General features: G+C 58.8%; 15 protein-coding genes. 12 read left to right on the forward strand and 3 right to left on the reverse strand.

The features are described from left to right. Positions 1–70 precede the first annotated feature (70 nt). From dppB to dppF, 4 genes are read left to right on the forward strand one after another with little or no spacing between them, the layout of a single operon-like run. Positions 71–1090, forward strand: a complete 1020-nt coding sequence (gene dppB / locus JEM67_RS01015; RefSeq protein WP_013811014.1) for a dipeptide ABC transporter permease DppB — start codon at positions 71–73, stop codon at positions 1088–1090. An 11-nt stretch (positions 1091–1101) separates the two neighbouring features. Next, complete coding sequence (gene dppC, locus JEM67_RS01020; protein WP_013811015.1) at positions 1102–2004, forward strand: dipeptide ABC transporter permease DppC; 903 nt, start codon at positions 1102–1104, stop codon at positions 2002–2004. Between the two features lie 15 nt (positions 2005–2019). Then, on the forward strand, positions 2020–3000 hold the full coding sequence (dppD, locus tag JEM67_RS01025; RefSeq protein WP_199636423.1) for a dipeptide ABC transporter ATP-binding protein: 981 nt from the start codon (positions 2020–2022) through the stop codon (positions 2998–3000). Further along, entirely contained in the window at positions 2997–3986 is a 990-nt protein-coding gene (gene dppF, locus JEM67_RS01030; protein ID WP_199636424.1) for a dipeptide ABC transporter ATP-binding subunit DppF, read from the forward strand. Before dppD ends, dppF begins: the two co-directional genes overlap by 4 nt. 323 nt (positions 3987–4309) lie before the next feature. Here dppF and bcsG read toward each other — a convergent pair whose 3' ends face one another. The 3 genes from bcsG to bcsE are packed head-to-tail and all read right to left on the reverse strand — an operon-like array spanning position 4310 to position 7720. Further along, positions 4310–5962, reverse strand: a complete 1653-nt coding sequence (bcsG, locus tag JEM67_RS01035; protein WP_199636425.1) for a cellulose biosynthesis protein BcsG — start codon at positions 5960–5962, stop codon at positions 4310–4312. After that, positions 5959–6162 (reverse strand): cellulose biosynthesis protein BcsF, encoded by a 204-nt coding sequence (gene bcsF, locus JEM67_RS01040; protein ID WP_199636426.1) that lies wholly within the window; start codon positions 6160–6162, stop codon positions 5959–5961. Before bcsF ends, bcsG begins: the two co-directional genes overlap by 4 nt. Further along, on the reverse strand, positions 6149–7720 hold the full coding sequence (bcsE, locus tag JEM67_RS01045; protein WP_199636427.1) for a cellulose biosynthesis protein BcsE: 1572 nt from the start codon (positions 7718–7720) through the stop codon (positions 6149–6151). The genes bcsF and bcsE overlap by 14 nt, the downstream gene beginning before the upstream one ends. A 198-nt stretch (positions 7721–7918) precedes the next feature. Between bcsE and bcsR the strand changes: the two genes are divergently transcribed. The 8 genes from bcsR (at position 7919) to JEM67_RS01085 (ending at position 22246) form a co-directional block, all read left to right on the forward strand. After that, positions 7919–8110 carry a cellulose biosynthesis protein BcsR gene (bcsR, locus tag JEM67_RS01050; protein WP_199636428.1) on the forward strand — a complete coding sequence of 64 codons (192 nt, stop codon included), beginning with the start codon at positions 7919–7921 and terminating at the stop codon, positions 8108–8110. Between the two features lie 3 nt (positions 8111–8113). After that, the gene (bcsQ, locus tag JEM67_RS01055) at positions 8114–8836 is read left to right on the forward strand and encodes a cellulose biosynthesis protein BcsQ (protein WP_199636429.1); all 723 of its coding nucleotides are present in this window, start codon (positions 8114–8116) and stop codon (positions 8834–8836) included. Then, the gene (gene bcsA, locus JEM67_RS01060) at positions 8833–11436 is read left to right on the forward strand and encodes a UDP-forming cellulose synthase catalytic subunit (protein WP_199636430.1); all 2604 of its coding nucleotides are present in this window, start codon (positions 8833–8835) and stop codon (positions 11434–11436) included. The genes bcsQ and bcsA overlap by 4 nt, the downstream gene beginning before the upstream one ends. Positions 11437–11492: 56 nt before the next feature. Continuing rightward, complete coding sequence (gene bcsB, locus JEM67_RS01065; RefSeq protein ID WP_199636431.1) at positions 11493–13799, forward strand: cellulose biosynthesis cyclic di-GMP-binding regulatory protein BcsB; 2307 nt, start codon at positions 11493–11495, stop codon at positions 13797–13799. A 5-nt stretch (positions 13800–13804) separates the two neighbouring features. Continuing rightward, positions 13805–14917, forward strand: coding sequence for a cellulose synthase complex periplasmic endoglucanase BcsZ (gene bcsZ, locus JEM67_RS01070; RefSeq protein ID WP_199636432.1), 1113 nt, complete (start codon positions 13805–13807; stop codon positions 14915–14917). Beyond that, positions 14899–18372 (forward strand): cellulose synthase complex outer membrane protein BcsC, encoded by a 3474-nt coding sequence (bcsC, locus tag JEM67_RS01075; RefSeq protein ID WP_199636433.1) that lies wholly within the window; start codon positions 14899–14901, stop codon positions 18370–18372. Before bcsZ ends, bcsC begins: the two co-directional genes overlap by 19 nt. A gap of 277 nt (positions 18373–18649) precedes the next feature. Continuing rightward, a complete protein-coding gene (gene hmsP / locus JEM67_RS01080) occupies positions 18650–20656 on the forward strand; it encodes a biofilm formation regulator HmsP (protein ID WP_199636434.1) in 2007 nt (668 codons plus the stop codon). Between the two features lie 300 nt (positions 20657–20956). Continuing rightward, positions 20957–22246, forward strand: a complete 1290-nt coding sequence (locus JEM67_RS01085) for a dicarboxylate/amino acid:cation symporter (RefSeq protein ID WP_199636435.1) — start codon at positions 20957–20959, stop codon at positions 22244–22246. Positions 22247–22337: the final 91 nt, after the last annotated feature.

Genomic DNA, 22337 nt, shown 5'->3' on the forward strand with positions numbered 1-22337 from the left:
CAAAGTGTGTGAGCTTTAATAAGCCTGGCGGACGATGAGCTGCCGGGCATTGATACAGAGAGTTCGGGATATGTTGCAGTTCATACTCCGACGTTTGGGGTTAGTTATCCCAACGTTTATCGGCATAACTTTGCTGACTTTTGCATTCGTCCATATGATCCCGGGTGACCCGGTGACCATCATGGCCGGGGAACGCGGGATCTCCGCAGAACGCCATGCGCAGTTGATGGCGGAAATGGGGCTGGATAAACCGCTCTATCAACAATACTTCCATTACGTATCCAACGTGCTGCATGGCGATTTGGGTACCTCCCTCAAAAGCCGCATCTCGGTGTGGGAAGAGTTTGTTCCACGCTTTAAAGCCACGTTGGAGCTCGGTTTCTGTGCGATGATCTTTGCCGTGTTGGTGGGCATTCCGGTAGGGGTGCTGGCGGCGGTCCGGCGGGGGTCGATATTCGATCATACCGCGGTGGGCATTTCGCTGACCGGCTATTCGATGCCGATTTTCTGGTGGGGCATGATGCTGATCATGCTGGTGTCGGTGCAGCTAAACCTGACGCCGGTATCAGGGCGCGTCAGCGATACGGTGTTCCTCGATGACAGCTTGCCGCTGACCGGCTTTATGCTGATCGACACTCTGATCTGGGGCGAACCGGGCGACTTTACCGATGCGGTAATGCATATGATCCTGCCGGCCATCGTGCTCGGCACCATTCCGTTGGCGGTTATCGTGCGCATGACGCGCTCCTCGATGCTGGAAGTGCTCGGCGAAGATTATATCCGTACCGCACGCGCCAAGGGCGTGAGCCGTATGAGGGTGATCGTGGTGCATGCGCTGCGCAACGCGCTGTTGCCGGTGGTGACGGTCATCGGCCTGCAGGTCGGCACCATGCTGGCCGGTGCCATTCTGACCGAAACCATCTTCTCCTGGCCGGGCCTGGGGCGTTGGCTGATGGACGCGCTGCAACGTCGCGACTACCCGGTCGTTCAGGGCGGCGTGTTGCTGGTCGCCTGTATGATTATTCTGGTTAACCTGCTGGTAGACGTGCTCTACGGCGTGGTCAACCCGCGTATTCGCCACAAGAAATAAGGGGCGCTCTAATGTCTCAAGTCACTGAGCCTGTAGTTAAAGGCGCGCCGAAGCCCATGAGCCCGTTCCAGGAGTTCTGGCACTATTTCAAGCGCAACAAAGGGGCCGTTGTCGGCCTGGTTTATATCGTTTTGATGTTTGTGATTGCTATTGGCGCCGGCGTTCTGGCACCGCATGCCCCGGCGGATCAGTTCCGCGATGCGCTGCTCAGGCCACCGGCCTGGCAGGAAGGGGGCAGTTGGCAATACGTCCTCGGCACCGATGATGTTGGCCGCGATGTGCTGTCGCGCCTGATGTACGGTGCGCGGCTGTCACTGCTGGTCGGTTGTCTGGTGGTGGTGCTGTCACTGATCATGGGTGTGGTGTTGGGCCTGCTGGCCGGCTACTTCGGCGGCGTGGTGGATGCTGTCATCATGCGTATCGTCGACATCATGCTGGCGTTGCCAAGTCTGCTGCTGGCGCTGGTGCTGGTGGCGATCTTCGGCCCATCGATCGTTAACGCCTCGCTGGCGCTGACCTTTGTCGCCCTGCCGCACTATGTGCGTCTGACCCGCGCGGCGGTGTTGGTGGAAGTGAACCGCGATTACGTCACTGCCTCACGCGTGGCGGGCGCCGGTGCGATGCGCCAAATGTTTATCAACATTCTGCCAAACTGCCTGGCGCCTTTGATCGTCCAGGCCTCTCTTGGCTTCTCGAACGCCATTCTGGATATGGCCGCTCTCGGCTTTCTGGGCATGGGGGCGCAACCGCCAACGCCGGAGTGGGGCACCATGCTCTCCGACGTGTTGCAGTTCGCCCAAAGCGCCTGGTGGGTCGTGACCTTCCCCGGCGTGGCGATTCTGCTGACGGTGCTTGCATTCAACCTGATGGGGGACGGTTTGCGTGATGCTCTCGACCCCAAACTCAAGCAGTAACAGAGGACGAGAGAGATGGCGTTATTAAATGTAGACAAGCTTTCGGTGCACTTCGGTGACGAAGGAACACCGTTCCGCGCGGTCGACCGTATCAGTTACAGCATTGAGCAGGGCCAGGTGGTCGGCATCGTCGGCGAATCCGGCTCCGGCAAGTCCGTCAGTTCGCTGGCGATCATGGGATTGATCGATTTCCCCGGCAAGGTGATGGCTGAAAAACTGGAGTTTAACGGCCAGGATCTGCGCAAGATTTCCGAAAAAGAGCGTCGCCAACTGGTGGGCTCGGAAGTGGCGATGATCTTCCAGGACCCGATGACCAGCCTGAACCCGTGTTACACCGTCGGTTTCCAGATTATGGAAGCGTTGAAGGTACACCAGGGCGGTAACCGCAGTACCCGCCGCCAGCGGGCCGTCGATCTGCTGACCCAGGTGGGCATTCCCGATCCGGCCTCGCGGCTGGACGTGTACCCGCATCAGCTTTCCGGCGGGATGAGCCAGCGCGTAATGATCGCCATGGCGATCGCCTGTCGGCCCAAGTTGCTGATTGCCGATGAACCGACCACGGCGCTCGACGTGACCATCCAGGCGCAAATTATCGAACTGCTGCTGGAGTTGCAGCAGCGCGAGAATATGGCGCTCTTGCTGATCACCCACGATTTGGCGCTGGTATCCGAAGCGGCGCACCACATCATCGTGATGTACGCCGGCCAGGTGGTGGAGTCCGGCAAGGCCGCAGAGATTTTCCGCGCGCCGCGTCACCCCTACACTCAGGCACTGCTGCGCGCGCTGCCGGAATTCGCCGCCGACAAGGCGCGTCTGGCTTCGCTGCCGGGCGTGGTGCCGGGCAAATATGACCGCCCTAGCGGGTGTCTGCTCAACCCGCGCTGCCCGTACGCCAATGAGCGTTGCCGCGCAGAGGAGCCGGAACTGCGCAGCATTCCCGGCCGTCAGGTTAAATGTCACACACCGCTGGATGATGCGGGGAGGCCGACCGTATGAGCCAGAATCAACCCTTATTGCAGGCGATTGACCTGAAGAAACACTACGCGGTCAAGAAGGGGATATTTGCCCCGGAACGGCTGGTCAAGGCGCTGGATGGCGTTACCTTCACGCTGGAGCGCGGTAAAACGCTGGCGGTGGTGGGCGAATCAGGCTGCGGCAAATCGACTCTTGGCCGTCTGCTGACGATGATCGAAGTGCCGACGGCAGGTGAACTGTACTATCAGGGGCAGGATCTGCTGAAGCCGGACGTCACCGCCGAGAAGCTGCGGCGCCAGAAGATCCAGATTGTGTTCCAGAATCCTTACGGATCGCTCAACCCGCGCAAGAAGGTTGGACAGATCCTCGAGGAACCGTTGCAGATCAACACCACGCTGACCAGCGCGGAGCGTCGTGAAAAGGCGCTGGAGATGATGGCGAAGGTCGGGCTGAAAACCGAGCATTACGATCGCTATCCGCACATGTTTTCCGGCGGCCAGCGTCAGCGTATCGCCATCGCGCGTGGGCTGATGCTAAACCCGGACGTGGTGATTGCCGATGAACCCGTGTCTGCACTCGATGTGTCGGTACGTGCGCAGGTGCTGAACCTGATGATGGACCTGCAGCAGGATTTGGGGCTGTCTTATGTGTTCATCTCGCATGATTTGTCGGTGGTGGAGCACATTGCCGACGAGGTCATGGTGATGTATCTCGGGCGTTGCGTGGAGAAGGGCAGTAAAGACGCCATTTTCAACAACCCGCGTCATCCGTACACCCAGGCGCTGCTGTCTGCCACGCCGCGGTTGAATCCGGATATGCGCCGCGAGCGTATCAAGCTAACCGGCGAACTGCCCAGCCCGATGAATCCGCCGCCAGGTTGTGCATTCAATGCTCGCTGCCGTCGTGCCTTCGGGCCATGCACTCAGTTGCAACCGCAGCTTAAGCAATACGGCGACCAGATGGTGGCTTGTTTTGCGGTCGATCAGGATGAAAATCCTGCGGCATAACTTTGTTATCGCTGATAATTAATGATAATGCCGGCATTTACGCCGGCATTTTTTTTAGGGGAATTACCGGAGCCATTAACTTTATTTATTGAATAATTATTTCTGATATATTCATAAATATTGGTTTTATTACCCTAATCCTAAAAAAATATTATTTATATTCGGAGTATCGTTAAAATCATGATGCCCGTCATCGCACTGTATTAGCCCGACGTTTAATTACTGGCGGTTCATCGCTGCAGTCATTCTTTTTATTCTGCAAGCCATAAAAAAGCACGCCCGAAGGCGTGCCTGAGAATGAACTGCGGGGTTGGCCGTGGCGCTTATTGTGGATAAGGCACCCAGTCGCCGCCGTTGAGGCGAATGTAGGGTTTACCCTGATATTGCATCACGATGGCGTTGTCATTCTCCGAGATAACCGGCGTTTGCGGCAGATTCTGAGTCAGCGCTTGCCAGTCTACGCTCGGCGCGGTGAAGGCTTTTCCGTCGACCAGGCGGGACACCAGCTCTGAGAGCGCCAGATAACTGCTTGGCGTTTTAACTTGCAGTGGGCTGCTCTGATGCGGCGCTTTCATGCCCACCAGTTTGATGCCGACCGGCGTATGGGTAATGCTCGGGCTTGGGATATCACGCAGGCCGGACATCTGCATTTTGTCACCCACCAACGCCGCGCCATGTTCCGGCACAATGACCACCATCACTTTGCGTCCGGATTTTTCCAGTTGTTCCAGGAAGGTATTCAACTGGTCAAACAGCTTTTGCGCCCGCGGTTGATAATCCGCGCTCTTGTTCGAGCCGACGAAACGGTTGCCGTCATGCAACGGAATGACGTTGAAGAAGGTCGCACTGCGAGTATCTCCGGCCTTCTGTTGCTGATCCAGCCAGCGGGTGAGCAGCTCCAGATCGTTGTAAATCGGTTCGCCGTCGAAAGAGGCCAGTTCATTGCCGATACCGGCTTGCGACATCAGCGGTGCCTGCATATCGGCCAGCTCGCGCAGATTTTTCAGGTAGTCGCCGAACACGCCCGAGTGGTCCAGCATCAGCTGCTCTTTAAAGCCCAGCTTGGCCAGATTATCAAACAGGTAGCACTGCTGGTTTGCTGCCTGATAGAGATCGTGGTGGGACGTTTGGCCGCAACTGGCACGCAGCAGGCGGATCGCCGCCGGGCCGCTGTAGGCCGTCGCCGAGTTGAAGTTATCGAACATGATGTCCATCTTCGACCACAGCGGGTGATTCTGCAGTTTCACCGCATCCATATCGGCCCAGGCCAGCGAACAGATGTTGATCACCAGCAGATCAAACGGCTGAGCGTCGGCGGGCAGGGTGGCCGGGAAGGCAGTGGTGCGGGCTTTTTCCCTATCGTAAAACTGATTCAGGTAGGCCGTCAGGTTGGCGCTGGTCGGCGGCGCGCTGTCGGTCGGGGCATTATCGCTGCCTGCTGCGACCGGCACCGTCGTTGCCGGCGTGGTGGTGGCTGCGGTGGTGTTGGCGGGCAACAGCGACACGGCCGGGCCGGCGATGGTCAGGACATTCAGCCACACCAGCGCCCCTACGGTGAAGACCGTGACGCGTACCCACTGGGCCAGGAACAGATAGGCAATCAGCATCACGAAGGCGGCGCCGATCATCTGCCAGTTGATAAAGCGGGTCACCAGTTCCAGCAGGTATTGGGCGCTGAAGCCGGTCAACTGCGAGCCCTGGCTGAGAATGCTGTTAATGCCCGGCAGCCAGGTATCGTAATAGAACAGGGCGATACCGACAGGAATGGCGACATAGTGCCGCCAGCGGTGCAGACGCATCGCTGGTATCGGCATCAGCAGGAACGCCATGAACACCAGGTTCGGCAGCGGGTGGAAATTCAGGTAGCCGAACCACAGCAGGCCGAATTTGGCCAGGAAGTAGTAGTTCCAGCCGCCTAGCCCGCGCCAGTAGCGCCACAGTGAGTTATCGGGTTGGGTGTTGTTTTTTGGCTTCATGGCTGTTTTTTACGCTTAATCTGAGATGAAGAACCTTCGCGCACCCATAACCCGGAGGTTTTTAAATAGCGCGGTGATAAAAACAGGTTTTGCCAATATTGACGCCAGCGCGGGAAACGGCGGTGAAAGAAGTACCCCAGCGGAATAAAAATGATCGCGCACAGCAGGATCAACTGCACGATATCGTTAAGGTTCAGCATGCTTGTTCTCCTGTGCGCCGGTGGTCAACGTGAAGGCCACCGGTTGACGGCGCTCTTGCGGGCTATCAGCCACGGTGGCGCTCTGGCGCTGCGCGGACGGCTTGGTGGCCTGCGGCGCTAACGGAATATTGGCGTTGTGCGCCAGCCGTTTGATTTCTGAAGTAATATCCACGTCCTGGTGCCATACCACGCGGTTGCTGAACGCCTCGCTCACCGGCAAGCGGAAAATAAATTTCAGCGCGGTGTCCAGATCGTTAATCCGACAAGTGGAGAGAAACAGCACCAACCGCCCTTGCACCACGGTCATCACGTCACCGAAGCGGCGCAGATGACACAGGGTCATCGCCTGCTCGGCGCGCAGCCCCGGTGCAGGACGCAGCGCCACCATCACACCTTTGCCGTCTTCCGGCAGTAGCGTGTTTTCCATCAGCGAAATGACCGCCTGGCTGAAGTCGTCCGGGCGCATATAGCCTTTCAATTGCAGCGGTCGCAAGCCGTTCAGCAGGGCGTCGATATCCGCCGGAACATGGCGTGAGAAGCGTTGCCCCTGGATGCCTTCCAGCATGGTCAGAAAGCGCGACAGCGGCGCAACGTGCGGCACCGTCAGGTTGGCACCGCAGGCCAGCAGCAGGCGTTCATCGCTGTAGCGCAGACTGGCGCTCATCTCGCGCACCACGATTTTCAGCCCGTTGCCGCGGTGGCGGCGCAGGCTGTGAATTTGATGGGCCAGCACATCGATCTCATCGCTTTGGTACAACGCAAATATCAGCGTCGCCGAGAGCGTCAGCATGCCGTGCTGAGCCAGTTGCTCATTGCTTTCCAACAGTTGCCAGTGGGCCGACAGCGGCGGTGCGCCCTCAAGAATGCTTTGCTGGGCCAGGTAGAGACCTTCGTCGCTGCGTATCGAGGTGGGCGAGGCTTGGTTGTTGTCATCGTCACCCTGCCAACCGTTTTCACCGACATACAGCGTTAGCAACTGGTTGGCGTTGATGCCGTTTCCCGTGCACCACCAGTTAACCAGATACTGTGCGCTGTCTTGCTGCCATTGCAAACTGGACAGGCCGTTAAGAATGCGGTGCTGGGGGCTGAGTTGCCCTTTGAGTTTATTCACGCCGCTGCCATGGCTGAGGATCAACAGGGTACACCCTTGCCGACGCAGCCAGTTGCCGGTGTTACGGGCCCAATCGCGTAACTCTTCGGTGGTGAAGGTTTGCCACAGGCTTGCGTGGGCCAGCAGGATTAATAAGCGGTTCTGCGGTTTTAAGGCGCGCATCAGGTCATCGCAAAAATGCGTCAGCGCCGCTTTTTTTTCCGGTAACTGGTACAGCGGAATTTTTTTCAGCGCGGGGGAGGCCAGTTCAGCCAGCAGTTTGTCGGGTTTTTCTCCACTGCAGATCAGCGCGACCTGGCTGGTTGCGGCCTGGGCAGCCAGGGTTTGTTGGCAGAGCAGAGTGGCATCAGTTTGACGGTCGACATTCACCCAATAGAGCCCCGGGGACTGCATCACTGACAGTTCTTCCCAAATCTGCCGAATACCTAATGAGAAAGATTGCGCCATAGGATATTTTTCTACTTTCGTTGAAAGTGTCGTTGCGGCCAACTGAGTAATGCTAGTCAGTCATCGTATCATTGGGATCAATAATAACAAATCTGACAATCTGTGTAATAATATCTGTTAGGAATCATCTTATTGGCCATGTCTTTTTTTTACGTTGCTATAGTTAATTAACATTAGCCTATTTTTAAAGGCGGCAGAATGAATAATCAATTAACGCACTTTCAAACCGTGGCTCCGTCGGAAACTCAGGATGATCTGCTGGCCCTTAGCGAGGCATTTTCTCTGCCGACATTAAGTTATGTCGATATTTCGCGTCAGGAACGATTAACGCAGATGATGACGCGCTGGCCGCTGCTGGCCGAATTGGCGCAGATAACGGGGAGTCGCTAGTTTATGCCAGTGATTGCTCTGCAGGGTCTGCGAGGCGGAATGGGCACGACGTCAGTGACGGCGGCGCTTGCCTGGGCATTACAACAGTTGGGTGAATCGGTGCTGGTGATTGATTTCGCGCCGGATAATCTGTTACGCCTGCATTTTAATACGCCGTTTGAGCTGGAGCGCGGCTGGGCCCGTGCGGAGCAGGACGGCGGCGAGTGGCAGCAGGGCGCCATGCGCTATTGCGAAAAGCTCGACTTTCTTCCTTTTGGCCGGCTAACGGCCACGGAACGACTGAATCTGCAATCCCCCGCCCACTGGCAAGATAGGCTGACGCAGTTGGTCGGCGGCGGTCAATACCACTGGATCCTGCTCGACGTGCCGGCGGACGATAGCGTACTGGCGCGTCAGGCGCTGGCGCTGGCAGACAGCATCTTCGTGCTGATCGCCCCGGACGCCAACTGCCAAATCCGTCTGCATCAACAGGCGTTGCCGGAAGGCTGCCGCTTTCTGATTAACCATTATTTCGCTGCCAGCCAGTTGCAGCAGGATTTGCATCAGTTGTGGTTGCAAACCCTGGGGGGCCTGTTGCCGGTGGCTATCCACCGCGATGAGGCGATGGCCGAGGCGATGGCGGTGAAGCAGCCGTTGGGCGAGTACCGCCCGGAAAGTCTGGCTGCCGATGAGGTGCTGACGCTGGCCAACTGGTGTCTGATCAATCTCAAGGATGCGGCGCCATGAGCCGGGTGATGAGCCTGTTGCTGGTGCCGCCGGTCCATCAGGCGGTGCAGACGCGCTATCGAACCTACCGCCGTAACGGATCCTCGGCCTTTAGCGCCTTCTTTGCCACGCTGCTGGTGGCGTTGGGCTGGGTTTTCCTGCGTTTTGAATCCCCGGACTGGCAGCGGGTGCGCGCCGGCCGCGCCTATTGGTTCCCGCATTTATCCTTCAGCCGCCCGCGCCCTGCGGATGGGTTGCGTTATCTGTTGCAGGGGCTGTGGTTGCTGCTGTTTCGCTCTGGTCGTGCGCCGATGGGCCGTCATTATTTCGCCGGCTGGCACCGCCTGCAACTGCGTTACGCCAACTGGTTGCAAATGCTCCCGCACCGATTGCAGAGCGCCGGGGTGGAACAGCGTTCAGTGGAACGCCTGAGCCAGATGAACCGGCGCATGCGCCGCGTGCTGTTTATCATTGTCGGCGTACTGGCGGCGATCCTCGCCATGCTGTGCATTTCGCAACCCTTCGATTTGCAGGCGCAGTTTGTGTTTGTAGTGCTGCTGTGGGGCATTGCGATGGTGGTGCGCCGGGTACCGGGCCGTTTGCCGGGGTTGATGCTGATCGTACTGTCGCTGACCGTTTCCTGCCGCTACCTTTGGTGGCGCTACACCGCCACGCTGAACTGGGACGATCCGCTCAGCCTGACCTGCGGCCTGCTGCTGCTGGCGGCGGAAACCTATGCCTGGGTAGTGTTGGTTCTGGGCTATTTCCAGACCGTCTGGCCGCTTAACCGCCAGCCGGTGCCGCTGCCTGCCGACAGCGCGACCTGGCCGACGATCGATCTGATGGTGCCGACCTACAACGAAGATCTTGGGGTGGTGAAACCGACTATCTACGCCGCGCTGGGTATCGATTGGCCGAAAGAGAAGGTCAATATTTACCTCCTCGATGACGGCAACCGACCGGAATTCAAAGCCTTCGCCGAAGAAGTGGGGGTAAAATATATCGCCCGGCCGACCCATGAGCATGCCAAGGCCGGTAACATCAACAACGCGCTGAAGCAGGCCACCGGCGAGTTTGTGGCGATTTTCGACTGCGACCACGTGCCGACCCGCTCCTTCCTGCAATTGACCATGGGCTGGTTCTTCAAAGACAAGAAGCTGGCGATGTTGCAGACCCCGCATCACTTCTTCTCGCCGGATCCGTTTGAGCGCAACCTTGGGCGTTTCCGCCAGACCCCGAACGAAGGCACGCTGTTCTACGGCCTGGTGCAGGACGGCAACGATATGTGGGATGCGACCTTCTTCTGCGGTTCTTGCGCCATCCTGCGCCGCAGCGCACTGGATGAGATAGGCGGCATCGCGGTGGAAACCGTCACCGAAGATGCCCATACCTCGTTGCGTTTGCATCGTCGCGGGCACACCTCGGCCTATATCCGTATTCCACAGGCCGCCGGGCTGGCGACTGAAAGCCTGTCGGCGCACATTGGCCAGCGCATTCGTTGGGCGCGCGGCATGGTGCAGATTTTCCGGCTGGATAATCCGCTGTTCGGCAAGGGGCTGAAACTGGCGCAGCGGCTGTGTTACGCCAACGCCATGTTGCACTTCTTGTCCGGTATTCCGCGGTTGATTTTCCTCACCGCGCCTTTGGCGTTCCTGCTGCTGCACGCCTATATCATTTTCGCACCTGCGCTGGCGATCGCGCTCTATGTGTTGCCGCATATGATCCATGCCAGCCTGACCAACTCGCGCATCCAGGGTAAATACCGTCACTCGTTCTGGAGCGAGATCTACGAGACCGTGCTGGCCTGGTATATCGCCCGACCTACCACGGTGGCGCTGTTCAATCCGCACAAGGGCAAATTCAACGTGACCGCCAAAGGCGGGCTGGTAGAAGAGGAGCATGTCGATTGGGTGATTACCCGGCCTTACATGTTCCTGGTGGTGCTCAATCTGGCCGGCCTGATCTTCGGCGCCTGGCGGATGGTCTACGGCCCGACGGACGAAGTCATGACGGTGATCGTCAGCCTGGTGTGGGTGCTGTACAACATGACCATTCTCGGCGGCGCGGTGGCGGTGGCGGTAGAGGCCAAGCAGGTGCGCCAGGCGCACCGCGTGGAGATTGCCATGCCGGCCGCGATAGCCCGCGCCGATGGTCACCTGTTCCCTTGCACGCTGCGCGACTATTCCGACGGCGGGGTAGGGATTGAAATGCGCGTGTCGGATGCGCTGAAAGACGGCGACAAGGCGTCGTTGCTGCTAAAACGCGGCCAGCAGGAATACAGCTTCCCGTGCGTGGTCACGCGTGCCTTCGGCAGTAAGGTGGGGATCCGCATGGTCTCACTCACCACCCGTGAACATATTGATTTTATTCAGTGCACCTTTGCCCGCGCCGATACCTGGGCGCTGTGGCAGGACGGGTTCCCTGAAGATAAACCGATCGAAAGCCTGCGTGACGTTCTGGCGCTGGGCTTCCGGGGTTACCTGCGTATGGCGGACTATGCGCCGCCGATGGTGCGCAGCCTGCTGGTCGGATTCACGACGATGATTGCGTGGATAGCGTCATTTATCCCGCACGGTGTTGGCAGGAACCCGGCTTTCAGCCAAAAAGAGACAGTGGTATAGGCAAACCGCCCCGCTCACTTGCCTGGCTCCCAGGCGCTAACATTGATGATGATACGATGACGAGAAAAATAACCTGGTTTACCGCCCTGGCCTTAGGCATCAGCACCCTGTCTCAGGCTGAAACCGCCACCGCGCCGACCGTCGTCGCGCCACCGGTAAATGTACCGGCCGATGCACCGGTCACCACACCAATGGGAGCGGCCGCACCGCAGGATGCGAATGCGCCGGTTCGTGACGTGCAATTGCCGTTTGCCCAGATAGCGCCGCCGCCGGGGACCTTTACCCTGCGCGGCACCCGGCCGGATGGCCAGGTTGAGTTCGGCGTCCGCAGTGACGAAGTGGTGTCGCAGGCGACGCTCGATCTGGAGTTCACTCCTTCGCCGTCGCTGATCCCGGTAGAGTCGCACGTCAAGGTGTACCTCAATGACGAATTGATGGGCGTGACCACCCTCACCAAAGAACAGCTCGGCAAGCCGAATCGCATCCAGATGGCGATCGACCCGCGCTATATCACCGATTTTAACCGCGTGCGGCTGGTGTTCGTCGGCCACTACCAGAACATCTGCGAAAACCCGGCCAACAGTACGCTGTGGCTCGACGTCAGCAAATCCAGTTCGCTGAATTTGCGTTTCCAGACGCTGCCGCTGAAGAACGAGCTGTCGCATTTCCCGGAGCCTTTCCTGGACAGCCGCGACAACCGGCCGCTGACGTTGCCGATGGTGTTCGCCGGCTCGCCGGACCTCACCCAGCAGCGTGCGGCGGGTATGCTGGCCTCGTGGTTCGGCAGCAAGGCGCAGTGGCGCGGCCAGTCGTTCCCGACGTTGTATAACAAGCTGCCGGACCAGCACGCCATCGTCTTCGCCACCAATAAACAGCGCCCGGATTTCCTGCGCGATTACCCGGCGGTCAACGGGCCAACGGTGGAGATGATCAGCCATCCTGACAATCCCTACGTCAAACTGCTGCTGGTGCAGGGGCGCGATGACAACGATTTGATCACCGCGGTAAAAGGCATTGCGCAGGGCAACATTCTGTTCCGCGGCCAGAACGTCACGGTGGACAAGGTTGAACAACTGGCACCGCGCAAGCCGTACGATGCGCCTAACTGGGTGCGCACCGATCGGCCAATGACCTTTGCCGAGTTGCAGCAGTACGCCGAACAGCTGCAAACCAGCGGTATCGAGCCTGGCCCGATCTCGCTGACCATGAACCTGCCGCCGGACCTGTTCCTGATCCGCAGCACCGGCATCGATATGCACCTGAAATACCGCTATACCGCGCCGCGCATTCAGGACGGCTCGCGCCTGAGCGTTAGCCTGAACAACCAGTTCGTGCAGGCCTATTCGCTGGTGCCGGAACACGAGCAGGGCACTCAACTGCTGCGTCTGCCGCTGACCCAGGGGCTGATCGACTCCGACAAGAGCGTCAATATTCCGGCGCTGCGGTTGGGGGCCAGCAACCAGATGCGTTTCGACTTTGATTACACCACGCTGTTGGCCAGTGGGGCGGAAGGGCGTTGCGAGACGTATTCGTTCACCCAAAACCACGCGGTCATCGACGGTTCGTCGACCATTGATTTCTCCGGTTACCGTCACTTTATGGCGATGCCGGATCTGCGCGCCTTCGCCAATGCCGGTTTCCCGTTCAGCCGTCTGGCCGACCTGTCGCAGACGCTGGTGCTGGTCAACAAACAGCCGCAGCCGGCGCAGGTCAGCGCCATGCTGAACGCGCTGGGGATCATCGGCGCCCAAACCGGTTACCCGGCGTTGGCAATGACGCTGAGTGACGACTGGTCGCAGGCCAAAGATCGCGATGCCGATATTCTGATGATCGGCACTATCCCGCCGGAACTGCGGGACGACAAAAAAATCAGTCTGCTGGTGGATGCCACCCAAAGTTGGGTGAAGCAGCCAACGCGTCAGTTGCCGCTGCCGACAATGGATGTATTGCCGGAGGACACCAAACCCGACAGCCAGACCACCATCAGTTCCGAAGGCGCGATGTCGGCGATTATCGGCGTGCAGTCGCCGTTTAACGATCAGCGCAGCATTGTGGCGCTACTGGCCGACAGCCCGCGCGGCTATGATCTGTTGAACACGGCGCTGCTGGACAGCGGCAAGCGTGCGGCGGTGTTTGGCTCGGTGGCGGTGATCCGCGAATCGGGGGTGAACAGCCTGCGCGTGGGCGACGTTTATTATGTCGGTCACCTGCCGTGGTGGGAGCGCATCTGGCACGCGTTGTCGACCCATCCGGTGTTGCTGGCGGTGATTGCGGTAGCGGTGGTGGTGATTCTGGCGCTGATGCTGTGGCGTGGCCTGAAGGCCTTTAGCCGCCGTCGCCTGTCGCCTGAAGATCGGGATTAATCGCCATGTTCGCAACGCTGAAACGCCTGACGTTCGGCATGCTGCTGCTGTGCGCATTCAGCGCGGCGGCGGCCTGCGAGTGGCCGGCCTGGCAACAGTACAAACAGTTTTACATCAGCGACGAAGGACGGGTGATCGACCCCAGCAGCCCGAACCGCATCACCACCTCGGAAGGGCAGAGCTACGGCCTGTTTTTCGCTCTGGTGGCGAACGATCGGCCGACGTTCGACAAGCTGCTGGAATGGACGGAAAACAACCTGGCGGCGGGCGATCTCAGCGCCCATTTACCCGCCTGGCTGTGGGGCGAGGACGATAAAAAGCGCTGGACGGTGCTGGACACGAATACGGCGTCCGATGCCGATCTGTGGATTGCCTACAATCTGCTGGAAGCCGGTCGTTTGTGGAAAAGCAGGCGTTATCAAACTCTGGGTACGCTGCTATTGCAGCGTATCGGTCGCGAAGAAGTGGCCGATATTCCCGGATTGGGGCTGATGCTGCTGCCGGGCAAGGTCGGGTTCGTGGCGGAAGATCGCTGGCGGCTCAATCCGAGCTACCTGCCGCCGCAGCTGCTGGCGCGTTTCGCCGCATTGAACGGCCCATGGCGAGCGATGCAGCAAACCAATCAGCGGCTGTTGCTGGAAACCGCACCGCACGGCTTTTCGCCGGATTGGGCGGTGTGGCAGGTCGGCAAAGGCTGGCAACCGGATACCGTGAAACCGGATATCGGCGGCTATGACGCCATCCGGGTTTATCTGTGGGCCGGCATGCTGGCGGATGATGACGAGCATAAAGCCGCATTGATCAAACAGCTGCTGCCGATGGCGCAATTGACCGCTCAACAGGGCGTTCCGCCGGAAAAAACCGACACCGCCAGCGGTAAAACCAGCGGCGATGGCCCGGTGGGCTTCTCCGCCGCCATGCTGCCGATGTTGGCCAACCAAACGGCTGCGCTGGACGCCCAGCGTCAACGCATCAATCAACACCCTCCGGGCGACGATGCCTATTTCAGCGCCTCTTTGACGCTGTTCGGCCAGGGATGGGATCAACAACGTTATCGTTTTAATCGGCAGGGTGAACTTCAACCCGCCTGGGGCGGCCAATGCGTAACTTCAAAATAAACTGGCTGGGCCTGGTGCCTTTAAGCCTGGCAATGCTGCCGCAGGCGCAGGGGGCGGAAGCCGTCGCGCCGGAACAGTGGTTGCTGGAACAGGTGCGCGTCGGGGAGGCCAGTAACAAGGATGAGCTGGTGCGCCAGTCGCTTTATCGGCTTGAACTGATGGATCCGAATAACCCGGACGTGATTTCAGCGCGCATGCGCCTGGCGTTGCGGCAGGGCAATCAGGCGCTGGCGCAGCAGCAACTGGATAAGCTCAAGCAGATTGCGCCGCAGTCCAGCGCTTATCGCCAGGCGGAAATGAACATGCTGCTGACCCAGCCGGAAACCCGCCAAAAACTGCAACAGGCGCGGCTGATGGCGACCGCCGGCCGTTTGCCGGAGGCGAAAGCGCAGTATGATGATTTGTTCCATGGCGATCCGCCAACGTTGGAACTGGCGGTGGAGTATTGGCGTCTGGTTGCCCGTCTGCCGGGTCAGCAAGCCGCTGCGCTGAAACAGCTACAGTCGCTGGATCAACACTATTCCGGTAACGTGCCGCTGCGCATGTCACTGGCGCGGATGCTGTTCAGCCAGGATCGTGACGCGCAGGCCTATGATTTACTGCAAAAAGTGGCTGCCGATCCCGCCGGACGCGGCGATGCCGCCGATCTGTGGCTGGAAAAGGTTAAAGCCATGCCGGTCAGCCCGCAAAGCGTGGCGGCCCTCAACCGATTCCTCGGCGTATTTGAAACCGGCGATCAGGCGGTCAGCGCTCGGCAGGAACTGGCCCGGCAGCAAGCGTTGTTGTCGGATCCCACCTATCTGGCGCGGGTGCGCGGGTTGGCGCAGGTGGACAAGGGCGGCAGCCGTGCGGCGATCCCCGAATTGAGAAAAGCGCTGGCGGCCTCGCCCAATGATGCCGAAGTGCTGGGGGCGCTGGGCCAGGCCTATTCACGCGCCGGTAATCGCCCCCAGGCGTTGAGCCTGTTCCGTCAGGCGTTGCAGGCCGATAAAGGGGGCAATAACAGCAGTAAATGGCAGAGCCTGATTAAGAGCAACGGTTATTGGCTGGCGATTGACGAAGGCGACAAGGCGCTGAAAGCCGGCAATCTGGCGCTGGCGCAGCAGAAGTACCAGCAGGCCAGCCAGATTGACCGCCGCGACAGCAGTGCGGCGCTCGGCCTGGGTGATGTTGCGGTGGCGCGTAAAGATGACGCCGCCGCTGAAGGTTATTATCAGCAGGCGCTGAGGCTGGAGCCGGGCAACGGCAGTGCGGTGCGCGGCCTGGTGAATATCTACCAGCGTCAGTCGCCGGAAAAGGCGCTGGCCTATCTCAATAGCCTGCCGCGCAGCCAGCAAAACAAGCTGCGCAGTACGCTCGACGGTCTGCAGCTCGATATGCTTAAACAGCAGGCTGACGACTTGGCCGGGCAGCAGCAATGGCATCAGGCGGCGGAAAAATACCGCCGCGCCCAGTTGATGGACCCTGATGACGTCTGGTTGACCTATCACTATGCGCAGACGCTGCGTCAGGCCGGGCAACCGCAACAGGCGGACGCCTTGTTCAGCCGGTTGGCGCGGAAACAGCGTGACAATCCGCAGCAGGCCTATGCTTATGCGTTATACCTCTCCGGCAGCGATCGCGATCGGCAGGCGCTGGATCAGTTGAATACCTTGCCCGCCGCGCAGTGGAACGACAACATGCGCGAGCTGGCGCAGCGGCTGAAAATGCAGGCGACGCTGGAACAGGCCGAACGGCTGCGCGCCGCAGGCGACGAACCTGGCGCGGTAGCCTATCTGCGCCGACAACCGGCGGATACCCGTATCGATCTTCAGTTGGCCGATTGGGCGCTGGCGCGTGGTGAATATGATGCCGCGCTGGCCGATTATCAACGGGTGCGGGCCCGCGAGCCGAGCAACCCGGATGCGCGCTTGGGTGAGGTTGAGGCCTATGTGGCGCAGGGCAAACTCAGCGAAGCGCGTCAGCGCCTGCAAACCGAACCGCAGGAGCCGGAACCTTCCAGCAACAGCGGGCGGCGAGTAGCCAATGCCTGGTATGCCGTTGGGGAGCCGCAGAAAGCGAGCGATATCTTTACCCGACTGAAAACGGCCGCGCAACAGGAGCCGGCGGGGCAGGCGAAAGCGTTGATTTACCGCGATGCGGCCCGGATTGAGCGTGCACAACGGCAGCCTGAACTGGCGCAACAGGATTATAAGCAGGCGATGGTCGCCGGCGGTATCACGCCGACCGTGCCGCAGGATAACGACAGTTACACTTACCTGACGCGCAACAACCCGAGTGACGACTGGCTCAAGCGCGGTATTCGCTCGGACGCGGCGGATCTGTACCGCCAGCAGGATGTCAATGTCACGCTCGATCACGACTACTGGCGTTCCAGCGGTACCGGCGGCATTTCCGACTACAAAGCGCACGACACCATGTTGCAGGTGGACATGCCGCTGTACGACGGGCGGGCCTTCCTGCGGACCGATACCGTGCAACTGGGTGCCGGCAGTTTTTCCTCCGACAGCAGCGGCAAGTATTACGAAACCTTCGGCACCTGCAATACCCAAGGCTGCAGCGGCGACGAGCGTCAGAAAACCACCGGCACCAGCGTGGCGGCCGGTTGGAAAAACGAGAGTTGGGCAGGGGACATCGGTACCACACCGATGGGCTTTGAGGTAGTCGACTGGGTAGGCGGGCTGGCCTACAGCAATGACTGGAACCATATTGGCTGGACGCTGGCGGCTTCGCGCCGGCCGATTTCCAGCTCGCTGCTGGCGTTTGGCGGCACTAAGGATCCGAATACCGGCACCACCTGGGGCGGCGTGCGCGCCACCGGGGTAAGCCTTAGCGCCAGTTACGACCGTGGCGAAGCGCACGGTGTCTGGGCTGACCTCAGCGCGCACCAACTTACCGGCAAAAACGTCGAGGATAACCAGCGCGAGCGGTTTATGGCCGGTTATTACTACAAACTGATCAACGAAGATAACCGCCGCGTCACCGTCGGGTTGAACACCATGCTGTGGCACTATCAAAAGGATTTGAGCGGTTACTCGCTCGGCCAGGGGGGGTATTACAGCCCGCAGCAATATATGTCGCTGGCGGTGCCGGTAAATTATCGCCAGCGTACCGAGAACTGGTCGTGGGAACTGGGCGGATCGGTATCGCTGTCCCATTCGAAAACCAACAGCCAACGGCGTTACCCGCTGCAGGGGCTGATACCGGATTCATTGCCGGACAAGTTCGCGGTGGAAGACGGCAGCTCCTCTTCCGGCGTTGGTTATACTTTGCGGGCGATTGTTGAGCGCCGTCTCAGCTCGCACTGGACACTGGGCGCCGGCATTGATATTCAGCAGGCGAAGGATTATACACCGAGCCACGCATTGATTTATCTACGCTATTCGTTGGCGGGCTGGCAGGGCGACCTCGATTTGCCGCCGCAGCCGCTTACGCCTTACGCCGACTTCAAATAACCCGGCTCAGTCAGATTCGGAGTGTCGGACACAGGGTAGTTTTGCTACCCTGTGTTAAGGCTGCGTCCTGCCATTTTCCGCCACCGGCGCGCATGTGCCGGGGCGAGATAGGGCCTTTCGATTAAGAAAAGACTGAAACCCGCAGTTTTCTTGGTTCTGCCATGGGTATGGCAAGATAAAAACGGCAGACAATCGAGTATACTCGGACCGGTCCGAAGGGGGCTAGGATACTTCTTAACCTCTTTTTTATTTCAGCCCGAATTAGCGGAGAGCAGGTTTGCGGGTCAGGCGTTCATTAACGATTAAACAGATGGCAACGGTGTCCGGTGTGGCGCTGGTGACGATCTGCATATTTATCGTGATCCAGTTATTCCACTTTGTGCAGCAGCGCAGGGATGACTATGCCCAGCAACTGGAAAACATTGCTCATTCCGTACGCCAACCGCTAGCGGAAGCCGTGCTGCGCATGGACGTGCCGGAAACCAAGCGGGTGCTGAACACCTTGCTGCCGGTGGGCATATTGACCCGTGCGGATATCGTGCTGCCGAATGAATTCCAGGCATTGCACGCCAATTTCCCACCGGAACGCCCGGTGCCTACGTTGATCGCCCGCCTCTTCGAGTTGCCGATACAAATTTCTGTTCCGCTCTATTCGCTGGAGCGTGTGCCTGCCAATCCGCAGCCTCTGGCCTATCTGGTGCTGCAGGCCGATTCGTTCCGCATGTACCAATTCATTCTCAGCATGTTGTCGACCATGTTGTCGACCTATTTGCTGCTGGCGTTGATTTTGTCGGTCGCGATCAGCTGGTGTATGAACCGGCTGATGGTGCATCCGCTGCGCGCAATGGCGAAAGAGCTGGAAAATATTTCGCAGGACGAAGCGCCTTATCACCAACTGATGCTGCCGGCCCTGCACCAGGACGATGAACTGGGGTTGTTGGTGCGCAATTACAATCGCAATCAGCAACGGTTGGCCAAAGCCTATGCCGAGATGAGCCGCCTGAGCACGCGCCACCCGGTAACCGGGCTGCCTAACCAGGCGCTGTTTACCGCCTTGCTGGAACAGCATATCGCCTCCAGCCTGCGGCCCGATCGCTTTAACCTGCTGGTCATCGGCATTGAGACGCTGCATGAGGCCTCCGGCGTGCTCAACCCGGCGATGCGCGAAGCGCTGTTGCTGGCGTTGGCGAAGAAGCTGCGTGAATGTCTTGATGAGAACGGCGTGCTGGCGCAACTGAGCAACACCGAATTCGCTATTTTGGCCAAAGGCGTCGAGCGACCGTTCCACGCCATGCAGCTGGCGCGCCGCATCATGGCGCAGATCAATGCGCCGCTGAGCCTGCAGGAAATGCCGTTGCGGCCAAGTGCCAGCATCGGTATCGCCCACTATCTCAATGTGGGGGAGAGTGCGGAACAACTGCTGCGCAGCGCCACTTCGGCGATGATGTCGGCGCATCGTGAAGGCAAGAACCAGATCCTGTTCTTTGAGCCAAGCCTGACGGAACGCACCCAAAAGCGCCTGACGCAGGAAAGTGAAATCCTGCACGCCATTGAGCAACGCCGCTTCACCCTGTTTTTGCAGCCGCAGATGGACATGCAGTCCAATGCGGTGATCGGCGCCGAGGCGCTGCTGCGTTGGCAGCAGTACGACGGCAGTTTTACTCTGCCGGCAGACGTCATTCCGTTAGCCGAGGAGCTTGGCGTGATTGTGCCGCTCGGCAACTGGGTGCTGGAGGAGTCCTGCCGCATTCTGGCGGACTGGCAGACCAGAGGCATTACGCTGCCGTTGGCGGTCAATATTTCCGCCACCCAGATGCAGCATGAAGACTTTATCCCACACCTGAAGAGCATGTTGGCGCAGCATCATATTGATCCGCGCAAGCTGCTGCTGGAAATTACCGAAACGGTGCGCATTGACGATCTCGATCGTGCGTTGGCGCTGTTGCGGGAACTACACGACCTGGGGCTGTCGATTGCGCTGGACGATTTTGGCATGGGATATTCCAGTCTTAATTACCTTAACCGCCTGAAATGCCTGCCGATCGATTTGATTAAAATCGACAAGAGTTTTATTCAGGGATTGCCGGCGGATGACGCGATGGTGCGTATCGTCAGTTCGATTTCTGAGGTGCTGCATCTGCCGGTGATGGCCGAAGGCGTCGAAAATGCCGGGCAGCGCGACTGGCTGTTGCAGCACGGTATTCACAGTGGTCAGGGGTTCCTGTTTGCCCGTCCGTTGCCGCGTGCGGAATTTGAAGCGCAGTTCTGCCAACTGCCTGCTTAAGCTCTCCACCTTCGCCTTTCGCTTCGGGCGGCGCGTGCGTCGCCCGTTGCATATCCTGCCCAAAAAGCGTTGATTATCAGCTACCCCTTTTGCGTTAGTGCAAAGAAATAGTTACGCAATTCGCCGCCATACATTCGAGCTGGCGCGTTTCAGCTCTTAAATTCGTATCAACATGTGTCTGTGGCTGCAACAAATTATTTCCATGTTGTTATGTGGGTGTTATTTTCCGCGCAAGCGATGAACAGGCGAGATAACTAGACTACCGCCTGGTGCGTGTCTTCCCCCCCAAAGGATGTTCATATGAAAATCACTATCTTTAAGAGCCTCTATTTTCAGGTGCTGACGGCGATTACGCTGGGCGTCCTGCTTGGCCATTTCTATCCTGAGATTGGCGCACAGATGAAACCTCTGGGCGATGGATTCGTTAAGCTGATCAAGATGATCATTGCGCCGGTGATTTTCTGTACCGTGGTGACCGGCATCGCGGGCATGGAGAGCATGAAAGCCGTAGGCCGCACCGGTGCGATCGCACTGCTCTATTTTGAAATTGTCAGCACCCTGGCGCTGCTGATTGGCCTGCTGATCGTCAACGTGGTACAGCCGGGTGCGGGGATGAACATCGATCCGGGCACGCTGGACGCCAAAGCGGTGGCGGTATACGCCGAACAGGCTCAGCAGCAGGGTATCATTCCGTTCCTGCTGGACATCATTCCCGGCAGCGTCATCGGCGCTTTCGCCAGCGGCAACATTCTGCAGGTGCTGCTGTTTGCCGTGCTGTTCGGTTTCGCCCTGCATCGCCTGGGTGATAAAGGCCAGTTGATCTTCAACGTGATCGACAGTTTCTCGCGCGTTATTTTCGGCATCATCAATATGATCATGCGCCTGGCGCCGCTGGGTGCGTTCGGGGCAATGGCGTTCACCATCGGCAAGTATGGCGTGGGTACGCTGCTGCAACTCGGCCAGTTGATTGCCTGCTTCTATATTACCTGCGTACTGTTCGTGGTGGTGGTGCTTGGCACCATTGCTCGCGCCAATGGTTTCAGCATTTTCAAATTTGTTCGCTATATCAAAGAAGAGTTGCTGATTGTGCTCGGGACCTCTTCTTCCGAGTCGGTGCTGCCGCGCATGCTCGACAAAATGGAAAAGCTGGGCTGTAAAAAATCGGTGGTGGGGTTGGTTATCCCGACCGGTTATTCCTTTAACCTGGACGGCACCTCGATCTACCTGACCATGGCGGCGGTATTTATCGCTCAGGCGACCAATACCCATATGGATATCGTGCATCAGGTGACTCTGCTGGTGGTGCTGTTGCTGTCCTCGAAAGGGGCTGCCGGGGTGACCGGTAGCGGCTTTATCGTGTTGGCTGCCACCATTTCCGCAGTGGGCCATCTGCCACTGGCCGGTCTGGCGCTGATTCTGGGCATTGACCGCTTTATGTCCGAAGCCCGTGCGCTGACCAATCTGGTCGGTAACGGTGTGGCAACCGTGGTGGTGGCGAAATGGTGCAAACAGCTGGATGAAAAACAGCTGAAAGACACCTTGTCCAACAAGCACGGCGAAGGTGCCGATAAAACACTGCCTTTTGCCTGATTTTAGCTTCAAATCACCGGCTGCGGCCGTAGCCGGTGACATTTTGTTCCCCCGAGTAACTCATTCTTGCATTAAAAACCCGACTATCCAT

Source organism: Serratia sp. PAMC26656 (assembly GCF_016469055.2).
In the GTDB taxonomy this organism is placed as follows: Bacteria; Pseudomonadota; Gammaproteobacteria; order Enterobacterales; family Enterobacteriaceae; genus Serratia; species Serratia plymuthica.